The organism is Rhizobacter sp. P3_B12, from assembly GCF_056402895.1.
Map to the genome: position 1 here is coordinate 1 of NZ_JBFUGN010000392.1, position 5,332 is coordinate 5,332.

The 5,332-nt window shown below is 70.8% G+C and carries 7 protein-coding genes; 6 read left to right on the plus strand and 1 reads right to left on the minus strand.

Annotated elements, in window-relative coordinates:
* From AC1D01_RS19310 to AC1D01_RS19320, 3 genes are all read left to right on the plus strand, one after another.
* On the plus strand, positions 1-450 hold a 450-nt coding region (locus AC1D01_RS19310; protein ID WP_477869100.1), incomplete at its 5' end, for an acyl-CoA dehydrogenase family protein.
* A 56-nt stretch (positions 451-506) separates the two neighbouring features.
* Complete coding sequence (locus tag AC1D01_RS19315; RefSeq protein WP_477869102.1) at positions 507-1,115, plus strand: GNAT family N-acetyltransferase; 609 nt, start codon at positions 507-509, stop codon at positions 1,113-1,115.
* Positions 1,112-1,714 (plus strand): 2-hydroxychromene-2-carboxylate isomerase, encoded by a 603-nt coding sequence (locus AC1D01_RS19320; RefSeq protein WP_477869104.1) that lies wholly within the window; start codon positions 1,112-1,114, stop codon positions 1,712-1,714. The genes AC1D01_RS19315 and AC1D01_RS19320 overlap by 4 nt, the downstream gene beginning before the upstream one ends.
* A 12-nt stretch (positions 1,715-1,726) precedes the next feature.
* On the opposite strand, the gene AC1D01_RS19325 is transcribed toward AC1D01_RS19320, so the two are convergent.
* Positions 1,727-2,680 carry a LysR family transcriptional regulator gene (locus tag AC1D01_RS19325; RefSeq protein ID WP_477869106.1) on the minus strand — a complete coding sequence of 318 codons (954 nt, stop codon included), beginning with the start codon at positions 2,678-2,680 and terminating at the stop codon, positions 1,727-1,729.
* Between the two features lie 70 nt (positions 2,681-2,750).
* On the opposite strand from AC1D01_RS19325, the gene AC1D01_RS19330 reads away from it, so the two are divergent.
* The 3 genes from AC1D01_RS19330 to AC1D01_RS19340 form a co-directional block, all read left to right on the plus strand.
* Positions 2,751-4,115 (plus strand): acyclic terpene utilization AtuA family protein, encoded by a 1,365-nt coding sequence (locus AC1D01_RS19330; RefSeq protein WP_477869108.1) that lies wholly within the window; start codon positions 2,751-2,753, stop codon positions 4,113-4,115.
* Positions 4,112-4,486, plus strand: coding sequence for an AtuA-related protein (locus AC1D01_RS19335; protein WP_477869110.1), 375 nt, complete (start codon positions 4,112-4,114; stop codon positions 4,484-4,486). The genes AC1D01_RS19330 and AC1D01_RS19335 overlap by 4 nt, the downstream gene beginning before the upstream one ends.
* A 30-nt stretch (positions 4,487-4,516) precedes the next feature.
* The coding region (locus AC1D01_RS19340; RefSeq protein WP_477869112.1) for a Bug family tripartite tricarboxylate transporter substrate binding protein at positions 4,517-5,332 on the plus strand (816 nt) is incomplete at its 3' end.

A 5,332-nucleotide genomic window follows, 5' to 3' on the forward strand; every position in this document is an offset into this window, starting at 1 on the left:
GGGCTGAAGATCGCGCTGTCGGGGCTGGAGGGCGGGCGCATCGGCATCGGCTCGCAGGCGGTGGGCATGGCGCGCGCGGCCTTCGAGGCGGCGCTGCGCTACGCGAAGGAGCGGGTCGCGTTCGGCAAGCCGATCTTCGAGCACCAGGCGCTGCAGTTCCGGCTGGCCGAGATGGCGACGCAGATCGAGGCGGCGCGGCAGCTGATCCACCACGCGGCGCGGCTGAAGGATGCCGGCCAGCCGTGCCTGAAGGAGGCCGCGATGGGCAAGCTGTTCGCGAGCGAGATGGCCGAGCGCGTGTGCAGCGAGGCGATCCAGATCCATGGCGGGTATGGGTATGTCAGCGATTTCCCGGTCGAGCGCATCTACCGCGACGTGCGGGTGTGCCAGATCTACGAGGGCACGAGCGACGTGCAGAAGATCCTGATCGGGCGGGCGCTGGCGGGGTGATGCCGGAAGACTGTCTCCGCACTGCGGAGACAGTTTCACTTGAGCGGACAACTGGCATGAACACTTCCGAACCCTTGTCGCATCGCCTCTTCACCACCGCAGGAGCCGCGGCGTGGAAGCTGACCGAATCCGATCTGCCGGACCTGCAGGCGTTCTTCGTCGCCAATCCCGACTACTTCGTCGCGGTCAACGGCATGGCACCTCGTGCCGACGAGGCCCGGCAGGAGTTCGAGGACCGGCCGCCGGTGGGAATGCCGTTCGACGATGCGTTCATCCTGGTCTTCGCTGACGACAGCGGGCGCCTGATCGCGATGGCGTCGATCACTGCCAACCTGTTGGCAGCGCGGGTGTGGCACATCGGCCTGTTCATCGTGGCCACATCACTGCATGGGTCGGGTGCCGCCGCCTTGCTGTATGCCGGGCTCGAGGCCTGGCTGAAGGCGCAAGGGGCGCTGTGGATCCGCCTCGGCGCCGTTGTCGGCAACACCAGGGCGGAGCGCTTCTGGGAGCGACAGGGCTACACCGAAGTCAGGCGCCGCGCCGGCACGCAGCTCGGTGACATCACTCACACCGTCCGGGTTCTCGTCAAGCCGCTGGGCAGCTTGGGCCTCGACGATTACCTTCGCCTCGTCCCTCGCGATCATCCCGAGTCACTGTTGCCATGAACACCCCCATCGACTTCTACTTCGACTTCTCTTCGCCGTATTCCTACATCGCCTCCGAATGGATCGAGGCCCTGGCGGCGCGCCATGGCCGCACCGTCGCGTGGAAGGCGGTGATGCTCGGCGCGGTGTTCCAGGCCGCCGAGCTGAAGAGCCCCGTCTCGCACCCGGTCAAGCGCGAGTACTCGCTGCACGACTTCGAGCGCTCGGCGCGCTTCGCCGGGGTGCCGCTCGCGATGCCGGCGAAATTCCCGATCGCCACGCAGAACGCCTCGCGTGTGTTCTGGTTTCTTCACGACAGCGATCCGGAGCGCGCCGTGGCCTGGGCCCGGCTGTGCCTGCGCGCGTACTTCACGCGCGGTGTCGACCTGGGCGATGCGGTGGCACTGGCCGGGCTGGCATCCGATCTCGGCTTCGAGGCCGGCGCGGCCGAGCGCGTCTGGACCGATCCGGTCTGGAAGGACCGCCTGCGCCAGGTCAATGACGCGGCGATCGCGGCCGGCGTGTTCGGTGCCCCGTTCTTCGTGATCGATGGCGAACCCTTCTGGGGCAACGATCGGCGCCCGCAGATCGAGCGCTGGCTGGAGAGCGGCCCGTTCTGATCAAGCTCCGGATTACGGACTGCGGATCGGCTTCTTGCGGTTGACGGCAGTGGCGCGGCTGACCTTGGTCGCCGCTTTCGTCCCCTCCGGCGGCCGCGCCATCACCCACTCATACAGCCCCTGCGCCGCCACCGACAACCCGCGGTCGCGCCGCCGCACCAGGTAGAGCTGCCTTTGCAGCCCGGGCCACGCCAGCGGCCGCGTGACCACGCCGGGCGCCTTGAAGTGGAACAGCGTCAGCCACGGCACGATGCTCACGCCCAGCCCCGCGCGCACCATGCCCATCACGGTGGCGAGCTGGTCGACCTCCAGCACCGCGTTCATCACCTGCGGATGCGTCGCGGCATCCAGGTACTGCCGCACGCTCGACGTGCGCGACAGGTGGATGAAGGGCCAGGCCGCCACGTCCTTCGGCCGCACCTCGGCCAGGCGCGCCAGCGGATGGCGCGCCGGGCACACCAGGTGGAAGTCGTCGCTGCAGAACGGCTCGGCGCGCAGCTCGGGCGTCTCGGCGCGCGTGGCCGCGAGCGCGAAATCCGCATGCCCGCTGCGCACGAGCTCGATGCACGGCTCCGACAGCACGTCGGCCACCTGCAGCTCGATGCCCGGCCAGGCCGCGCGGAACCCCGCCAGCACCGGCGGCAGCCAGCCGGCCGCGAGCGACGGCAGCAGCGCGATCGAGACCCGCCCGCGCCGCCGCGCGGCCTGGTCGCGCACGCCGGCCAGCGCGCTGTCGAACTCGTCGAGCACGCGCCGCGCCGACAGCTCGAACTCGCGGCCCTCGGCCGTCAGTTCCACCGAGCGCGTGCTGCGGTCGAACAGCCGCAGCCCGAGCGCCTCCTCCAACTGGCGGATCAACGCACTGAAGGCCGGCTGCGACAGGTGCATCGCCGCCGCGGCCCGTGTGAAGTTGCGCTGCCCCGCCAGCAGCACGAAGGCGCGCAGCTGCCGGGTCGAGACATTCATTTGCATTGCAGATCAACTCATCCGAAATTGCGAATTCCCATATTAATCGCCGCTGCCTACAGTCGGCACCATGAATCGACAACCCTTGCGCATCGGTTGCGCCGCCGGCTTCTCGGGCGACCGCACCGATGCGGCCGGCCCGGTGGTCGATGCGCTGCTCGCCGCCGGCGGCCCCGGCGTGCTGATCTTCGAGACCCTGGCCGAGCGCACGCTGGCGTTGGCGCAGCTGGCGCGCCGCGACGATCCGCTGGGCGGCTACGAGCCGCTGCTCGATGACCTGCTGCGGCCGGTGCTCGCGCGCTGCCTGGCCGGCGGCCTGCGCATCGTCAGCAACTTCGGCGCGGCCAACCCGCAGGGCGCTGCGCAGCGCATCGCGGCGCTGGCGCGCGAGCTCGGCGTGCGGGTGCCGCGCATCGCGGTGGTGTCGGGCGACGACCTCGCGGGCGATGCGCACCGCGGCCTGCTGCTCGACGCGCTGGGGCCGCAGGCGGCTGCGCTGAACATCGTCGCGGCCAACGCCTATCTCGGTGCCGAGGCGATCGCCGATGCCTTGCGCGCCGGCGCCGAGATCGTCGTCTGCGGGCGGGTCGCCGATCCGTCGCTGACCGTCGGCCCGGCGCTCGCGCACTTCGGCTGGGCGCTCGACGACTGGGACCGCATCGCCGGCGCCACGATGGCCGGGCACCTGCTCGAATGCGGCGCGCAGGTCAGCGGCGGCTATTACGCCGACCCGGGCTACAAGGACGTGCCCGGCCTCGCGACGCTCGGCTATCCGATCGCCGAGATCGATGCCGACGGTGGCTGCGTCATCACGAAGCCTGCCGGCACCGGCGGGCGCATCGACGAACACACCGTGAAGGAGCAGCTGCTCTACGAGGTGCACGACCCCTTCGCCTACCTGACGCCCGACGTCGTGGCCGACATCGGCCAGGCGCAGGTGCGGCAGCTCGGCCCCGACCGCGTGCGGCTCGACGGCGTGCGCGGCCATGCGCGGCCGGCGCAGCTGAAGGTGAACGTATGCCACGAGACCGGCTGGCTGGCCGAAGGCGAGATCTCGTACGCCGGCCCGCGGGCCGAGGCGCGCGCGCGGCTCGCGGCCGAGGTGCTGCGCGAGCGGTTGCACGGCCTGGGCACGCTGCGCGCCGACCTGATCGGCGTCAGCAGCGTGTTCGCCGACGACGCTGGCCGCTGGAACGGCAGCGCCAGTGAGCACGACGGCCGAGACGTGCGCCTGCGCGTGGCGCTGCAGCATGCAGAGCGCCGGCAGGCCGAACGCCTCGCGCGCGAGGTGACGGCGCTGTACACCTGCGGCCCGGCCGGCGGCGGCGGCGTGCGCACCGCGCTGCGCCGCCGCCTGGGCATCGCCAGTTGCCGCGTGCCGCGCGAGCGCGTCGAGGCGGGTTTCGCATTCCTGYCGAACGGAGAGGGCGCATGAGCGACGAGATGAACGTCGAGGTCCCGCTCTACCGCGCCGCGCATGCGCGCACCGGCGACAAGGGTGACCGCGCCAACATCAGCCTGATCGCCTGGCACCCGCAGCTGTGGCCGCTGCTGGTCGCGCAGATCGACGAAGACGCGGTGCGCCGCCAGTTCGCGCACCGCCACCCGGGCCGCATCGTGCGCCACCTGCTGCCGCTGCTGCACGCGATGAACTTCGTGCTCGACGACGTGCTCGACGGCGGCGTCAACGGCTCGCTGAACCTCGACGGCCACGGCAAGGCGCTGTCCTTCCTGCTGCTGGAGCTGCCGCTGCGCGTGCCGCGCACGCTGCTGCCGCTGCTCGCCGGCCCGCCGCTCGATCGCTGACGAATCCAAGAACCACACCGGAGACAAACGATGAAGATGTACCGTTCCCTGCTCGCGGCCGCGCTGGCGCTCACGGCGCTCGCCGCCGTGCCGCTGCACGCGCAGGCCCAGGCCTGGCCGGCCAAGCCGATCACCTTCGTCGTGCCGTTCGCGGCCGGCAGCGCCACCGACCAGCTGGCGCGCGCGCTCGGCCAGTCGGTCACCGTCGACACCAAGCAGGCGGTCGTCGTCGACAACAAGGCCGGCGCGAGCGGCATGCTGGCGGCGCAGAGCGTGGCGCGCGCCGCGCCCGACGGCTACACCGTGCTGATCACCACCAACACCACGCATGCGGCCAACGAGCACCTCTACAAGAAGCTGCCCTACGACCCGGTGAAGGATTTCGTGCCGGTCACCGGCCTCGGCAAGGGCGGGCAGGTGATGGTGGTGAACGCGAACTCGCCGTACAAGACGGTGGCCGACGTGATCGCCGCGGCGAAGCAGCAACCGGGCAAGCTGAGCTTCGGCAGCGGCAGCTCGTCCAGCCGCGTCGCCGGCGAGCTGTTCAAGCAGATGGCGCACGTCGACCTGCTGCATGTGCCGTACAAGAGCAACCCGCTCGCGATCACCGACCTGCTGGGCGGCCAGATCGACCTGATGATCACCGACACCTCCACCGGCGTGCCGCAGGTGAAGGCCGGCAAGCTGCGCGCGCTGGGCATTTCCACTGCGCAGCGCTCGCCACTGCTGCCCGAGGTGCCGACGATCGACGAGGCCGGCGTGAAGGGCTACGACATGGGCTACTGGTTCGCGGCCTATGTGCCGGCCGGCACGCCGGCTGCGGTGGTGCAGCGGCTGCGCGACCTG